We start from the raw sequence: 16,075 nt of genomic DNA, 5'->3' as shown, positions 1-16,075 counted from the left end.
GCCTTCGTGACTTACTCTGCCAGTGAGAACCAGCGTCGCCAGATAAAACGAATCACAAGATATTCGATGGCGCCAATCGCCAGGAACCACAGGCAAAACAACAGGGTGTAAAGCTGGTTGAGATCCATTAAATGAAAGGTCGCAACCAGCTTTTGCGCCAGCACCAGACCGAGCGACGGCGCGGGCAGCAGCAAACAAGAGAGAAACGCCATCAGCAGAATACCGGCAGCGGTCATCAACGATTCAAGGGGGTGTTTCATGGCATTGTTAAACTTGAGTTAAAAAGCCATTGTCCGGGATATCGTCAGGTAACGCAAACCCCTCCGTTAAACGCCAATCCATTCACCAAATTGATGATTTCCTGAACGGCGTCTTTTCTTGCCACAAGCAAACTGATATAAAAATTTAACGACCAATCTGCTGGGGTGAACTGTGCCGGAAATTAATCTGTATGGACAAACGGTGGGCGACGCGCTGCCGGACTGGACGGGGGCGTCACTGCTTTCCCGTGTTGCGCTTAACGGGCGTTATTGTCGACTGGAACCCCTCGAACCAGAGCGTCATGCCGCTGACCTTTTCGATGCTTATGCGCAGGCCGCCGATGAGCGTGACTGGACCTGGCTTGCCAGCGAACGCCCGGAAAGTGTGTCGGCGACAATCCGCTGGCTCGACGGCAAAGCCCGTGACGAGACGCTGGTTCCGTTTGCCGTTATTGATACTCGCTCAGCACGCGCGGTTGGGCTGGTCTGTTATATGGCGATTGAGCGGGAGCATGGGTCAGTCGAGATTGGGCATGTGACCTGGTCGCCGCGAATGAAGCAGACGGTGTTGGGTACAGAAGCCATCTGGCTACTGCTGGGCTATGCGTTTGCGCAAGGATACCGTCGCATTGAATGGAAATGCGATTCGCTGAATACGGCGTCGCGTCAGGCGGCAGAGCGTTTAGGCTTTGTCTTTGAAGGTCGGTTTAGGCAAAAAATTGTGCGCAAAGGGCGCAATCGCGACAGCGACTGGCTGTCGATGATTGACGGCGAATGGTCGCAATGCGATCGCGCGCTGCAATGCTGGCTGGCGCCGGAGAATTTTGATGAACACGGCCAGCAGCGAAAAACGCTGGTGGCGTGTCGCGAAGTATAACTGTGTCTCCGCTCTGCACCCGGAGCGGAGTCTGTGTTAGCGTTGCGGCGCAGTTCGTACTGGCGTATCGCCTGCGACATAATAATCGGCGCTACTTTTGGCCAGCGGTGTACGACCGCGAATGGCGTCGGCAATTTTCTCACCGATCATGATGGTGGTGGCGTTCAGATTGCCGGTGATGATTTGCGGCATAATCGAGGCATCCACCACGCGCAGATTCTCCACGCCATGGACTCTTCCTTCGCCATCTACTACCGCCATCTCGTCATACCCCATTTTACAGGTGCCGCAGGGATGGAACGCCGTCTCGGCGTGATCGCGCACAAAGGCGTCCAGTTGTTCATCGGTCTGGCAGTCAATCCCAGGGCTGATTTCCCGGCCACGGTATTTATCCAGCGCGGGCTGGTTGATGATTTCCCGAGTGATGCGAATCGCGTCGCGAAATTCCTGCCAGTCCTGCTCCGCCGACATGTAATTGAACAGTATGGCCGGGTGTTCACGCGGGTCACGTGATGTCAGATGCACATGGCCCCGACTGGGGGAGCGCATCGATCCGACGTGGCACTGAAAACCGTGCTCTTTGACGGCGTTAGAACCGTTGTAATTAATGGCGACCGGCAGGAAGTGGTACTGAAGGTTCGGCCAGGCAACCCCGTCATGGCTACGGATAAACCCTCCCGCTTCAAAATGGTTGCTGGCGCCCGTGCCGGTGCCGGCGAACAACCACTGGGCGCCAATCTTCGGCTGGTTCCACCATTGTAGGGCCGGGTAGAGCGACACCGGTTCTTTGCATTCATATTGCAGGTACATCTCCAGATGATCCTGCAAGTTTTCGCCGACGCCGGGCAAAGGGTGTACCAGCGGAATAGCAAAGGCGGCGAGCAGCGCCGGATCGCCCACGCCGGAACGTTGCAGGATCTGCGGCGAGGCAATCGCTCCGCCGCAGAGCAGCACTTCTTTGCGTGCAATCGCTTTATTCGCAATCGTGCTGTCGCCTTCCAGCCACTCCACGCCCACCGCTTTTTTGCCGTCAAAGAGAATACGGTCGGTCAGGGCATGGGTGATGATGGTCAGATTCGGGCGCTGCCGGGCCTTATCAAGATAGCCCCGCGCGGTGCTGGCGCGACGACCTTGTGGCGTGACGGTTCTGTCCATCGGACCAAATCCTTCCTGCCGGTAGCCGTTGAGATCGTCGGTACGCGGATATCCCGCCTGGACGCCAGCGTCTACCATCGCATGGAACAGCGGATTGTTATTGTGCTTTGGGGTGGTGACGCTCACCGGGCCTTCACCGCCGTGATAGTCGTTGGCACCGGAATCACGGCATTCCGCTTTACGGTAGTAGGGCAGGCAATCGAGGTAGCTCCAGTGTTCGAGGCCCGACTCCTGCGCCCAGTTGTCAAGATCCAGGGCATTGCCGCGGATATAACACATGCCGTTAATCAGAGACGATCCGCCCAACCCCTTTCCTCGCCCGCACTCCATGCGGCGATAGTTCATGTACGGTTCCGGTTCGGTTTCATAGGCCCAGTTATAGCGCCTGCCCTGCAAGGGGAAAGCAAGGGCGGCGGGCATCTGGGTGCGAAAGTCGGCGCGATAGTCCGGGCCGCCTGCTTCCAGCAGCAGTACGGTGGTATCGTGGTCTTCTGTTAAGCGTGTCGCCAGCACGTTGCCAGCAGAGCCGGCACCAATAATGATGTAGTCAAAATGCAAATAAACCTCCTGGTTAGAATTGGGATTGAAACTGACCCATCTCAACCTGGATGGATTTCACCTGGGTGTAGCTTTGCAGCGTCATCACGCCATTTTCGCGACCGATGCCTGAGTGTTTGTAACCGCCGACCGGCATTTCGGCGGGGGATTCACCCCAGGTATTGATCCAGCAGATCCCCGCTTCCAGTTGGTGGATCACGCGGTGCGCGCGGTTAAGATCGTGGGTCACGACGCCTGCCGCCAGTCCGTAGTCCGTATCGTTAGCACGGCGGATGACTTCATCTTCGTCTTCGTAGGTCAGGATTGACATCACCGGGCCGAAAATTTCTTCCCGCACAATGGTCATGTCATCACGACAGTCGGTGAAGACCGTCGGGGCAACCCACGCGCCGTGGTCAAAGCCGTTGCCTGTCAGCGCCTCGCCGCCGCAGAGCAGCGTTGCGCCTTCTGCTTTACCGCTGTCGATATAGCGCAGAACGTTTTCGCGGTGCGAAAAGCTGACCAGCGGGCCAAAGTTGGTGGCCGGGTCGAACAGGTCGCCTGCGCGAATGCGTGCCACGCGGGCGAGGATAGTTTGTTCAAAGGCGCTTTTCATCCGTGTCGGAACAAACACCCGAGTGCCATTGGTGCAAACCTGGCCGCTGCTATAGAAATTCGCCATCATGGCGATGTCTGCGGCAAGATTGAGGCTGGCGTCTTCAAAAATAATCAGCGGTGACTTCCCGCCCAGTTCCATCGTCACCTCTTTGAGCGAAGATGCTGCTGAGTTCGCCATCACTTTTTTGCCGCTGGCAACGCCGCCGGTGAAGGAAACCTTCGCGATGCCCGGATGTTCGGTCAGCCATTGCCCGGTTTCGGCGCCGGTTCCCGGCAGCACGTTAAAGACGCCGTCTGGCAGACCCGCTTCAGTGTAGATTTCCGCCAGCTTTAGGGCGGTAAGTGGGGTGACTTCACTGGGTTTGAAGATCATCGCGTTACCTGCGGCAAGCGCCGGAGCGGATTTCCACAGGGCAATTTGAATCGGATAGTTCCATGCGCCAATGCCCGCGACGACGCCCAGCGGTTCGCGGCGCGTGTAAATAAAAGAAGTTTCACGCAGCGGGATTTGCGTGCCTTCCAGCGCCGGGATCAGCCCGGCGTAATACTCAAGCACATCGGCGCCGGTCACGATATCGACGCTGGCGGTTTCGCTGAACGGTTTCCCGGTGTCGAGTGTTTCCAGTGTTGCCAGTTCGTCATTACGTTCGCGCAGAATATCCACCGCCCGGCGTAAAATCCGCGAGCGTTCCATGGCGGTCATTGCTGCCCAGATTTTCTGCCCGCGTTGGGCACTTCTCACGGCGCGATCGACATCTTCACGGCCCGCTTCCTGCACGGTGGCCAGGATTTCGCCGTTGGCGGGATTGGTAGTCTCGAAGGTGCGACCGCTGACGGCGGCAGTGTATCTGCCGTCAATGTAAAGCTGTTGTTCTGCCATTCGGGACATACGCTCTCCTCGGTTAGTCAGTGGTTTTCGGCAAATGTTGACTGATGAAATGGGTGGTCAGCGCCTGAGCGCGACTCAGATTGAACGGTTCGTTGCTGAGTGCGGCACGTAGCCACAGTCCGTCAATCAGCGCCGCCAGACCGTAGCCCGCCTGTTGCGCCTGTTGATGCGAAAGCTCACGCCTGAACTCGTAAACAATATTGGAGAGCAGACGTTTACCGGCGATCTGCTGCAGCCGAAACAGCATCGGTTGATGCATACTGCTCGCCCAGAAGGCCAGCCAGGCCTTCATTGCCGCCTGACTAATCTGACTGTCATCGAAATTCCCCGCCACAATGGCGCGCAATCGCAACTCGGCGCGGGCGTCTTTCAGCGCATGCAGACGATGTAAAACAGCGTGGCGAAGCTGGCTGGTGATGTCGCGCATCGTCGCCTCCAGCAGCCCATTTTTATCCTTGAAGTAGTGGCTAATGATGCCGGTCGAAACACCGGCGCGACGGGCTATTTGCGCGATGGTGGCATCGTGCATGCCAACTTCATTGATGGCGTCCAGCGTGGCGTCGATCAACTGCCTGCGGCGAAGGGTTTGCATCCCCACTTTGGGCATTTTTTACTGCTCCAATCATCAGTTGTGTTTATGTATTTAACCGTTTTTTGATTGGACGTTCAATATAAAATGTGTATTAATTGTTATATTGATTGGCTGATTTCGTTAAGGAGATATTCAGGGGTGTTTAATTTTTTCATTTAAAAACAAATAATTATTCTTATTTCATTTCTGTGTATAAGGTTATTTTTGGTAAGCGTACAATGACCTTACAGAGTCTCCAGGAGTTTGCTGCTCAACAGAGTAGTCAGCGTTACTTAATCTGAGGTAATCGATGACGAACCTTGTTACCGACGGAGAAAAGGACAAAATCAATCCCGTTGTTTTTTACACGTCAGCCGGACTGATTTTGTTGTTTTCCCTGACCACCATTTTCTTTAGTGATTTTTCCGCCATCTGGATTGGCCGAACCCTCAACTGGGTTTCCAAAACGTTCGGTTGGTATTACCTGCTCGCCGCCACGCTCTATATTGTTTTTGTTATCTTTATTGCCTGTTCACGCTTCGGTTCAGTCAAGCTGGGCCCGGAGCAATCGAAACCAGAATTCAGCCTGCTAAGCTGGGCTGCGATGCTGTTCGCGGCGGGGATTGGTATTGACCTGATGTTCTTCTCGGTGGCTGAGCCTGTTTCTCAATATATGCAGCCGCCGGAAGGGGCGGGGCAGACCATGGAAGCGGCGCGCCAGTCGATGGTGTGGACGCTCTTCCACTATGGGCTGACCGGCTGGTCGATGTATGCGCTGATGGGGATGGCGCTCGGCTACTTTAGCTACCGCTATAATCTGCCGCTGACGATCCGCTCGGCGCTGTATCCGATTTTCGGTAAGCGCATCAACGGGCCTATTGGTCACAGCGTCGATATCGCGGCGGTGATCGGCACCATTTTCGGTATCGCCACTACGCTTGGGATTGGCGTGGTACAGCTCAACTACGGGCTGAGCGTGCTGTTTGATATTCCGGATTCCATGGCGGCGAAAGCGGCGCTGATTGTGCTCTCGGTGGCGATCGCCACCATCTCGGTGACGTCGGGGGTAGATAAAGGGATCCGCGTGCTGTCGGAACTCAACGTGCTGCTGGCGCTGGGGCTGATCCTCTTTGTGCTGTTTATGGGCGAAACGTCGTTCCTGCTCAACGCGCTGGTGTTGAACGTGGGCGACTATGTGAACCGCTTTATGGGTATGACGCTCAACAGCTTTGCCTTTGACCGTCCGGTTGAGTGGATGAATAGTTGGACGCTGTTTTTCTGGGCGTGGTGGGTGGCGTGGTCGCCGTTTGTTGGCCTGTTTTTGGCGCGCATTTCCCGTGGGCGTACGATTCGCCAGTTTGTTTTCGGCACCCTGATTATTCCGTTTACCTTCACCCTGCTGTGGCTGTCGGTGTTTGGTAACAGCGCGCTGTACGAGATAATTCACGGCGATGCGGGTTTTGCCGAAGAGGCGATGACCCATCCTGAACGTGGCTTCTACAGCCTGCTGGCGCAGTATCCGGCGTTTACCTTTAGCGCATCCGTCGCCACGATAACCGGCTTGCTGTTCTATGTGACCTCGGCGGATTCCGGCGCGCTGGTATTAGGGAATTTCACCTCGAAACTGAAGGATATCAATAGCGATGCGCCCGCCTGGCTGCGCGTGTTCTGGTCGGTGGCGATTGGTCTGTTGACGCTGGGAATGCTGATGACCAATGGGATTTCCGCGTTACAGAACACGACGGTGATCATGGGACTGCCCTTCAGCTTTGTGATCTTCTTTATTATGGCGGGGTTGTATAAATCGCTGAAGGTTGAAGATTACCGCCGGGAAAGCGCCAACCGGAACACCGCCCCGCGCCCGATGGGCGTTCAGGATAGATTGAGCTGGAAAAAACGGTTGTCGCGGCTGATGAACTATCCGGGAACCCGTTACACCCGTGAGATGATGGAGACGGTCTGTTTTCCGGCCATGGAAGAGGTGGCGCATGAACTGAAACTGCGCGGCGCGAACGTAGTGTTATCCAGCCTGCCGCCGGAAGAGGGGGACGCGCTCGGTCATCTGGATCTGCGGGTGAATTTGGGCGATGAACGTAACTTCGTTTATCAAATCTGGCCGCAAAAATATGCGATCCCCGGTTTTACTTATCGGGCGCGTAGTGGGAAATCGACCTACTACCGGCTGGAAACCTTTCTGCTTGAGGGCAGTCAGGGGAACGATCTGATGGACTACAGCAAAGAGCAGGTGATCACCGATATTCTCGATCAGTACGAGCGGCATCTGAACTTTATCCATTTGGATCGCGAAGCGCCGGGGAACGGCGTGCTGTTTCCTGGAATGTAGGACGCGTCAGGCATAACGTGATGACGCAGTCACCATAAGTTTGCCATTCGACGTTAACAACACTACCGGCGAGGTGAGGTGAAAAGAGTGCGGTTAAGCGCAGGCTCATGCGGCTTGCGTTTATCGCGCTGATTTTCGCGCTGCCGAATCCCGGCCACGCATTGACCCTTCCACAATACGCTTTATACAGACTCTCTTTGGCGGAAAAAGCCAGCGTTAAGGCGAGCGTAAAAGGCAGCGCGCTGGAGCGTAAAATCTCTCGCTCCTCGATATCAACGATGCTGTCTTTTAGTTCTTCTGCCATCTGCGGTGTAAAAATCACCTCGATATCCACACCCACAGGCTGCCGCGACACAACGGCCAGTGCGGTCGTTGCACAATGACTGATACTGCCCGATAAACCCGCAGGCCATAACGGTTGGCGCTGTTCACCGATGGCGGGAACCGCTTTACTGCCGTACTCGCGCAGCGCGTGGACGGCGGCAATGCGCCCGGCTAAATGCTCGGCTTTACGTTTTCGCCCGGCTGCGTGTAACTGTGCGTGATGCGGGAGCCAGAAGAGATCGTGCTCATGGAAGCTGTCAGGGTCGAACGCAACACAGTGCAGCGTGTGCTCGGCAAAAGAGAAGGTTGAGTGATGAGTTAGCATGGCTTTTCAGAAAATCCCCCTCCCCAAAAGGCGAGGGGGAATCAGCATCAGAAGTGAGTATTTACGCTCATATACCACGTACGACCCGGTTCGTTATAGGTGTACGCGCCAGCGCCAGCCATAAAATCACCGGTTTTCGTGTCGCTGACGGTCTGCGCATTACCTTCACGCCACAGACGTTTGTCAAAGACGTTATCCACGCCGCCGGTCAGACTGACGTTTTTCGTCACATCCCAGGTCGCGCTCAGGCCGACAATGCTGTACGGACTGACGGATTGTTTATCCGTACCCGTGACCGGTTTGCCCTGATAATCGTATTTCTTCGGCTCTTGTTTGCCGTACCAGGTGAGCGTCGATTGCAGAGAAACATCCTGACGTACCTGCCAGCTTAAGGTTGAGTTCAGCGTGTATTCCGGAATAATCGACAGGCGTTCGCCGGTTTCTTTATTCTTACTTTGCAGCATGTAAGTGATGTTGTTGGTCCAGTTTACGGTTTCGCTAACCGGCACGTTCAGCGTCCCTTCCAGCCCTTCGACCACCGCTTTCGGTACGTTTTCCCACTGGTAGATATCGGTGTAGGTCGTTTTCCCTTTGTTGGAGATGGACGTTCTGCTGAGCGGCGTCGTACCGGCTTCAATCTTGTTGCGATAATCGTTACGGAACCAGGTCACGCCCGCCAGCCAACCGTCACGCTTGAATTCCAGACCAATCTCTTTGTTGATGCTGGTTTCGGCTTTCAGGTCATCGTTACCCATCATGTAGCAACCGATGCCGCTGGCCGCCCCCGTGGCATAACAGCCCTGGCCTTTACTGTACAGAATATAGTTCGGGTTAGTCTGGTACAGGCTTGGCGCTTTGTAGGCGCGCGCGATACCCATCTTCAGGGTGAAGTCATCGCCCAGACCTTGCGACAGGTTCAGGGACGGGCTCCAGTTGTCGCCGACAATGCTGTGATGATCGAAACGCAGGCCCGGCGTTAGCATGGTGCTGTCGGTCAGCTCCATGTTGTTTTCGGCAAACAGCGAGAAAATCTCTGCTTTGGAGTACGGACTGCGGTCGGTACTGGATGACCCTGGAATATCGCCGCCCATAAAGGTTTGCGAGTTGGAGAGCATGTCCTTCATGCGCTGTTGGGTCCATTCGGTACCCAGCGTCAGGTTCTGATTCACGAAGAGATCGAACGGAATGCTCACTTCGCTGTGCAGCATGACGTCATTCAGATCGGCATCAACGTATTTTTGCGAGGCTTTTGGATCGAAGATGCCTTCGGTGCCCCCCGCTAGGCCTTCTGGCGTTCGCGAGTTACGGGTATGTTCGTACTGTACCCAGTTGCTGGTGGTGACACCGTTATCCCAGCCGCCATTCCAGGTGAGGGCGTAGTTCTGGCGATACATACGGTTGGTTTCTTCCCCGTAGCTATCTTTCACCAACTGGTTGGTGTTGGTGTTCTGCGTATCACCGGCGTAGAGGTTGCCCTGGCGGTTGTAACCGGCTTCGAATTCCAGAGACTGGAGCGGGGCGAAATCCCAGCGTACAACGCCATTGATATCTTTATTGATAACCCCTTCACGACCCGCAGGCAACGTGTCGGCATAGCTGCCCGTTCGTTCCGATTGATGGCCCTGGTTGATGTCACGCGCATCGGCCTGCGTTTTGTCGAGATTACCAAACAGACGGAAACTGAAATCCCCGCCCAGCGGGCCGTTCAGGCTAAAGTTGGTGCGTTTGGTTGAACCTTCTTCTTTATGTTCTGGCGCGTTGAAATAGGTGTTCCACGAACCGTGCCATTCGCTGCTGCCCTTTTTGGTGATGATGTTCACCACGCCACCGGCGGCGCCATTGCCGTAACGGGCTGCGGCAGGGCCGCGCAGCACTTCGATACGTTCAATCATCTCCGGCGGCACCCATGAAGTATCACCACGGGTATCACGTTCACCGCGCCAGCCAAGGCGCACTGAGTTACGGCTGGTGACCGGTTTGCCGTCAATCAGGATCAGGGTATTTTCCGGGCCCATCCCGCGAATATCAATTTGACGATTGTTCCCGCGCTGACCACTGGTGGAGTTACCCGTCAGGTTGACGCCAGGCATGGTGCGGATGATTTCCGACACATCGCGGGCGGGGGGATTTTTGCGGATTTCATCCGCGGTGATGGTGGAAACGCCCGGCGCCTGTAAGTTCTGCTGGGCGGCGGTCACCACGATAGTGTCTTCATTGGCGACGGCAGGGGTGTCTGCTGTCTCTTCTGCCAGAGCGGGTAGCGCTACCCCATAAATCCCTAAATTGACCAGTAAGGCCAGGGAATGAATCTTCTTGTTCATTGTATGTCCTGCTTTTTTTAGCCACGTGTGCCAACGTCGCCCGGTAAAGGGGCGTTAGCCTGATGTCGCCCGCTTCTGCGCAGACCCTTCATTCCAGAAGAGCACGCAGTGCCAGAGCGTTTATAAGTGGTGGAATACGGTTCGCGCTTCCCACAGCGCGACAATACGCTATTGCAAATGCAAATAGTTATCAATAATATTATCAATATATTTCAGCAATGAATGAAAAATTGCGCAATAAACATGGGGTTATGTTGGTGGCAGCGTTTTCGGTGGGAAGTGAAAGCTGGTGGCAGTCAAAAAATGGACCTGAATGGGTACGTACGGAAAACGGTGATTGCCGGGTCACTTTCTGGTGGCGAGATCCGCAGGGAACAGAAAACCACTCCCCGATACGCCGTGTATGGGTCTACATCACGGGTGTCACCGACCATCATCAAAATGCCATTCCGCAGTCAATGCAGCGCATTGCCGGGACGGATGTCTGGCAGTGGAGCACGGAACTTAGCGCCCACTGGCGGGGCAGTTACTGTTTTATCCCGTCCGCGCGCAACGATATTTTTACCTCATTTGTTGCCGGTGAAACGCCTGAACGCACGACCCTTCGTGAAGGGTGGCGACAACTTTTACCGCAGGCGATTGCCGATCCTCTCAACCCGGTCAGTTGGACGGGAGGAAGAGGGCACGGCGTTTCGGCGCTGGAAATGCCCGATGCTCCGGTGCAGCCTGGATGGAATCACCCTGAAAAGCCGGAGACTCCCCCGCGTTGTTTGCAATGGCGCAGTGAACGTCTGGGCAACACCCGACGCGTGTGGGTGTTTACCACCGGGAAAAATTCTGCGGAGAAACGACCGCTGGCGATTCTGCTGGACGGGCAGTTTTGGGCACAGAGTATGCCGGTCTGGCCCGCTCTTACTTCGCTCACCTCCCGAAAGCAGCTTCCGGCTGCGGTTTATCTGCTTATCGATGCCATCGACACTCCTCACCGTAGCCGGGAATTACCGTGCAACGCCGACTTCTGGCTGGCGGTTCAGCAGGAGTTATTGCCGCAAGTGCAGGCCGTTGCGCCCTTTAGCGATAGCCCTGAGCAGACGATCGTTGCCGGACAAAGTTTTGGTGGACTTTCGTCGCTGTACGCCGCGCTGCACTGGCCCGGGCGATTTGGCTGCGTACTGAGTCAATCGGGGTCTTACTGGTGGCCGCATCGCGGCGCACAGCAGGAAGGGATCATTACCGGGCAACTGAAAGCGGGTGCTGTTTCCGCACAGGGATTGCGCATTGTGCTGGAGGCGGGCATCAGAGAACCGATCATTTTTGAGGCGAATCAGGCGCTTTACCGCCAGTTGCATAACGTGCAGCCGTCGGTGTGCTGGCGTCAGGTTGACGGCGGACATGATGCGCTTTGCTGGCGCGGTGGACTCATGCAGGGGTTGATGACGCTATGGCAACCGCTGACTGACTCCTGCGAGCACCAGAACAATCAGGCCTGAGCCGGGCGAGTTTCCACGACAGGAGTTGAGTATGGAATTCAGTAATCCCTTCGATAATCCGCAGGGACAGTTTTACATTCTGCAAAATGCGCAGCGCCAGTTTAGTCTCTGGCCTCAGCAGTGTTCACTGCCTGCGGGCTGGCAAGTGGTGTGCGAGCCGCAACCACAAGAAACCTGTCAACTCTGGTTGGCGACCCACTGGACGACATTGGCGCCCGCCCATTATGCCGATGTGCAGGAGGCACAATGACCCAACGTTTACCTCTGGTCGCCGCGCAGCCGGGGATCTGGATGGCAGAAACGCTTTCTTCTTTGCCTTCTGCCTGGAGTGTGGCGCATTACGTGGAATTATGCGGCGAACTGGATGCGCCTTTACTGGCGAAAGCGGCCGTGGCGGGAATGAAACACGCTGACACGTTGCGTTTGCGGTTTACGCAAGACAACGGAGAGGTCTGGCAATGGGTTGATCCACAGTTGCCGATTGCCGAGCCGGAGATTATCGACCTGCGCGGTGAATCTGCACCCCACGATGCTGCGCTGGCGGTGATGCATGCCGATCTTGGGCAAAATCTGCGGGCCGATGGTGGAAAACCGCTTACCCTGCACCTGTTGATTCAGGTGGATGACACTCGCTGGTACTGGTATCAACGTTATCATCATTTGCTGGTGGATGGCTTTAGTTTCCCCGCTATTACGCGACAGATCGCCGCCATTTACCGCGCATGGCAACACGGGGAACCGACGCCTGATTCCCCGTTTACCCCCTTTGCCGAAGTCGTGGACGAGTATCAGCGCTACCGTGGCAGCGAAGCGTATCAGCGTGATGGGGCATTTTGGGCGCAACAGCGCACCCAGTTACCGCCTCTTGCGTCGCTGTCTTCTGCCCCTCTGTCTGGCAATGCTGCCAGCGCTGATGTTCTGCGCATGAAATTGAACGCGCCGCAAGGCTTGTTCCGCCAACTGGCCGCCCGTATGCCCGATGTGCAGCGCGCCGATCTCGCACTGGCGTTGGTGACGCTTTGGCTGGGGCGTTTATGTGGACGTCCTGATTACACCGCCGGTTTTATCTTTATGCGGCGGATGGGATCGGCGGCGTTGACCGCGACAGGCCCGGTGCTGAATGTGCTGCCGTTGGGGGTCAACATCAGGGCGGCAGAAAGTCTTGGGGAACTGGCGACGCGTCTTGCCGGACAACTGAAAAAAATGCGCCGCCATCAACGTTATGACGCCGAACAGATTGTCCGTGACAGCGGGCGCACGGCGGGTGGCGAACCGTTATTCGGCCCTGTTCTGAACGTGAAGGTGTTTGACTATCAACTGGATATCCCTGGCGTTCAGGCTATCACCCACACGCTGGCGACGGGGCCGGTTAACGATCTGGAACTGGCGCTCTTCCCGGATGAAGAGGGCGGTCTGAGTATTGAAATCCTCGCCAATAAACAGCGCTATGAAGAAGCAACCTTAACTCAACATGCTTCGCGTCTGATGGCGCTGATTAACCAGTTTGCGGCAAATCCTTCCCTGCGCTGTGGCGATGCCGACATGCTGTTGCCTGCCGAATATGAGCTGCTGGCGAAGGTGAATGCGACGGCGGTGGATATCCCGTCGACCACGCTCAGCGCGCTGGTGGCCCAGCAGGCGAGTAAAACGCCGGATGCCCCTGCGCTGGCGGATGCGCGCTATCAGTTCAGCTATCGCGAAATGCGCGAGCAGGTGGTAGCGCTCGCCAATTTACTGCGTGAACGTGGGGTGAAGCCCGGGGATAGCGTAGCGGTGGCGTTGCCGCGCTCGGTATTCCTGACGTTAGCGTTGCATGGCATTGTCGAAGCCGGTGCCGCCTGGCTACCGCTGGATACGGGATATCCGGACGAACGTCTGCGAATGATGCTGGAAGATGCGCAGCCGAAACTGTTGATTACCACCGATGAACAACGAGCCCGGTTTAGCGACATTCCAGGTCTGGAAAGTCTGTGCTACAGCGAGCCGCTGGCGGCTGGCGACACCGCGCCGTTAGCGCTGTCTCAGCCACACCATACGGCGTATATCATTTTCACCTCAGGTTCGACGGGAAGACCGAAAGGGGTGATGGTGGGGCAAACGGCGATCGTCAACCGTTTGCTGTGGATGCAGGATCACTATTCGCTGACGGCAGACGATGTGGTGGCGCAAAAAACGCCGTGTAGTTTCGACGTTTCGGTGTGGGAGTTTTTCTGGCCGTTTATTGCCGGTGCCAGGCTGGTGATGGCAGAGCCGGAGGCGCATCGCGATCCGCTGGCGATGCAGCATTTCTTTGCACGCTACGGTGTGACCACCACCCATTTTGTACCGTCAATGCTGGCGGCGTTTGTCGCTTCGCTGACGCCAGAAACCGCCCACAAATGTTGCGCCTCATTAAAGCATGTTTTTTGCAGTGGAGAGGCGTTGCCCGGCGACCTGTGCCGGGAGTGGCAACAACTGACCGGCGCACCGTTGCATAATTTGTATGGGCCAACGGAAGCGGCAGTGGATGTCAGTTGGTATCCGGCCTGTGGCGACGAACTTGCCGCGGTGACCGGAAGTAGCGTGCCAATCGGTTATCCGGTCTGGAATACCGGTCTGCGGATCCTCGATGCCATGATGCGCCCGGTGCCTCCGGGAACGGCGGGCGATTTGTATTTGACCGGCATCCAGTTGGCGCAAGGCTATCTGGGAAGAGCGGATTTAACGGCAAGTCGTTTTATCGCCGATCCGTTTGCGCCGGGTGAACGGATGTATCGTACCGGCGACGTGGCGCGCTGGCTCACCTCTGGCGCTGTAGAGTATCTGGGGCGCAGTGACGATCAGCTTAAGATCCGGGGTCAGCGTATTGAACTGGGGGAAATCGACCGCGTGATGCAAATGCTGCCGGATGTTGAGCATGCCGTTGCCCATGCCTGTGTGTTTAATCAGGCGGCGGCGACGGGCGGTGATGCCCGACAACTGGTGGGATATCTGGTGTCACGTTCCGGTTTGCCACTGGACGTCACCGTGTTGCAGGCGCAGTTACGAGAAAAACTCCCGCCGCATATGGTTCCGGTCGTGCTGCTTCAACTGGCGGAACTGCCGCTCAGCGCCAACGGAAAACTGGACCGCAAAGCATTGCCGATGCCGCAGGTGACACAACGTACGCAAGGGCGTGCGCCGCTTCCCGGCACGGAAACGACAATCGCTAACGCCTTTGCTCACATGCTGGGATGCGAGGTCAACGATGTGGAGGCTGATTTCTTTGCGCTGGGGGGACACTCATTGTTGGCAATGAAACTGGCCGCGCAGTTGAGTCAGACATTCGCACGTCAGGTCACACCGGGTCAGATTATGGTGGCGTCCACCGTCGCACAACTGAGTGCGCTGCTGGATACCGTTGAAGACGAGCACTCCCGGCAACTGGGATTCGAAACGCTGTTGCCCCTGCGCGAAAGCGATGGGCCGACGCTGTTTTGTTTCCATCCGGCTTCCGGTTTTGCCTGGCAGTTTAGCGTCCTGGCGCGCTACCTCGCACCACACTGGTCAATTATGGGGATTCAGTCGCCACGACCTCATGGCCCAATGCAGACGGCGGCGAACCTGGATGCGGTTTGTGAGCATCATCTGGCGACGCTGCTAAAACAGCAGCCGCATGGCCCGTACTATTTACTGGGATATTCTCTGGGGGGGACGCTGGCGCAGGGAATCGCTGCGCGCTTACGCGCCCGGGGGGAAAATGTCGCGTTCCTCGGGCTGCTGGATACCTGGCCGCCAGAAACGCAAAACTGGCAGGAGAAAGAGGCCAACGGATTGGACCCGGAGGTGTTGGCCGAGATCGACCGCGAGCGTGAAGCGTTTCTGTCCGCTCAGCGTGGGCATGCCAGCGAGGCGTTGTTCACCGCCATAGAGGGAAATTATGCGGATGCGGTACGCTTGCTCACCACGGCGCGCAGTGTACCGTTTGATGGCCGGGCCACACTCTTTGTGGCCCAACGAACGCTACCGGAAGGGGTTAGTCCTGAGCAGAGTTGGGCTCCGTGGATAGCCGGGTTGGATATCTACCGTCAGGACTGCGCGCATGTCGATATTATTTCGCCGTCCGCGTTTGAGAATATTGGGCCAATAATTTGTGAACTACTTAGCAAATAACGGGCGTTTTCTGGACGTTTTCAGATAATATCTTTATACAAACCCATAATAAGAGCTAATTATTATGGGTTTTTATTTGTATTGAATGTTTTGTAACAAAAAAGAAACATAACCAAAGGGTAAGCAAAATTCCTAATATTGCGTTTGCTTAGGATTATTATACAAAGATCGTTTCGGATAATTCTGAGTTGCTGTTAGAATCTTGTCAAAGAAGGATTCTTTCATCGCGTTTT

General features: G+C 56.0%; 11 protein-coding genes. 5 read left to right on the top strand and 6 right to left on the bottom strand.

The window, feature by feature from the left end:
* Positions 1–11: 11 nt before the first annotated feature.
* Positions 12–260, bottom strand: a complete 249-nt coding sequence (locus ACO7SM_RS15820; RefSeq protein ID WP_490468318.1) for a DUF1158 domain-containing protein — start codon at positions 258–260, stop codon at positions 12–14.
* Positions 261–432: 172 nt separating this feature from the next.
* On the opposite strand from ACO7SM_RS15820, the gene ACO7SM_RS15815 reads away from it, so the two are divergent.
* The gene (locus tag ACO7SM_RS15815; protein ID WP_490468317.1) at positions 433–1,137 is read left to right on the top strand and encodes a GNAT family N-acetyltransferase; all 705 of its coding nucleotides are present in this window, start codon (positions 433–435) and stop codon (positions 1,135–1,137) included.
* A 36-nt stretch (positions 1,138–1,173) separates the two neighbouring features.
* On the opposite strand, the gene betA is transcribed toward ACO7SM_RS15815, so the two are convergent.
* The 3 genes from betA to betI are packed head-to-tail and all read right to left on the bottom strand — an operon-like array spanning position 1,174 to position 4,943.
* The gene (gene betA, locus ACO7SM_RS15810) at positions 1,174–2,850 is read right to left on the bottom strand and encodes a choline dehydrogenase (protein ID WP_490468316.1); all 1,677 of its coding nucleotides are present in this window, start codon (positions 2,848–2,850) and stop codon (positions 1,174–1,176) included.
* A gap of 13 nt (positions 2,851–2,863) precedes the next feature.
* Complete coding sequence (gene betB, locus ACO7SM_RS15805) at positions 2,864–4,336, bottom strand: betaine-aldehyde dehydrogenase (RefSeq protein WP_490468315.1); 1,473 nt, start codon at positions 4,334–4,336, stop codon at positions 2,864–2,866.
* A 13-nt stretch (positions 4,337–4,349) separates the two neighbouring features.
* Positions 4,350–4,943, bottom strand: coding sequence for a transcriptional regulator BetI (gene betI / locus ACO7SM_RS15800; RefSeq protein ID WP_490468314.1), 594 nt, complete (start codon positions 4,941–4,943; stop codon positions 4,350–4,352).
* Between the two features lie 274 nt (positions 4,944–5,217).
* Between betI and ACO7SM_RS15795 the strand changes: the two genes are divergently transcribed.
* Positions 5,218–7,251 carry a choline transporter gene (locus ACO7SM_RS15795; RefSeq protein WP_490468313.1) on the top strand — a complete coding sequence of 678 codons (2,034 nt, stop codon included), beginning with the start codon at positions 5,218–5,220 and terminating at the stop codon, positions 7,249–7,251.
* Here ACO7SM_RS15795 and entD read toward each other — a convergent pair.
* Positions 7,196–7,900 carry an enterobactin synthase subunit EntD gene (gene entD, locus ACO7SM_RS15790; protein ID WP_490468312.1) on the bottom strand — a complete coding sequence of 235 codons (705 nt, stop codon included), beginning with the start codon at positions 7,898–7,900 and terminating at the stop codon, positions 7,196–7,198. The genes ACO7SM_RS15795 and entD overlap by 56 nt on opposite strands.
* A gap of 47 nt (positions 7,901–7,947) precedes the next feature.
* Positions 7,948–10,221 (bottom strand): TonB-dependent siderophore receptor, encoded by a 2,274-nt coding sequence (locus ACO7SM_RS15785; RefSeq protein WP_490468311.1) that lies wholly within the window; start codon positions 10,219–10,221, stop codon positions 7,948–7,950.
* A gap of 257 nt (positions 10,222–10,478) precedes the next feature.
* On the opposite strand from ACO7SM_RS15785, the gene fes reads away from it, so the two are divergent.
* From fes to entF, 3 genes are read left to right on the top strand one after another with little or no spacing between them, the layout of a single operon-like run.
* On the top strand, positions 10,479–11,711 hold the full coding sequence (fes, locus tag ACO7SM_RS15780; protein ID WP_490468310.1) for an enterochelin esterase: 1,233 nt from the start codon (positions 10,479–10,481) through the stop codon (positions 11,709–11,711).
* 31 nt (positions 11,712–11,742) lie between these two features.
* Positions 11,743–11,961 (top strand): MbtH family protein, encoded by a 219-nt coding sequence (locus ACO7SM_RS15775; protein WP_490468309.1) that lies wholly within the window; start codon positions 11,743–11,745, stop codon positions 11,959–11,961.
* Entirely contained in the window at positions 11,958–15,842 is a 3,885-nt protein-coding gene (entF, locus tag ACO7SM_RS15770) for an enterobactin non-ribosomal peptide synthetase EntF (protein ID WP_490468308.1), read from the top strand. Before ACO7SM_RS15775 ends, entF begins: the two co-directional genes overlap by 4 nt.
* The last annotated feature ends 233 nt before the right edge of the window (positions 15,843–16,075 follow it).

The organism is Citrobacter sp. LJND-P06, assembly GCF_058188415.1.
This window is presented reverse-complemented; position numbering and strand designations above follow the sequence as displayed.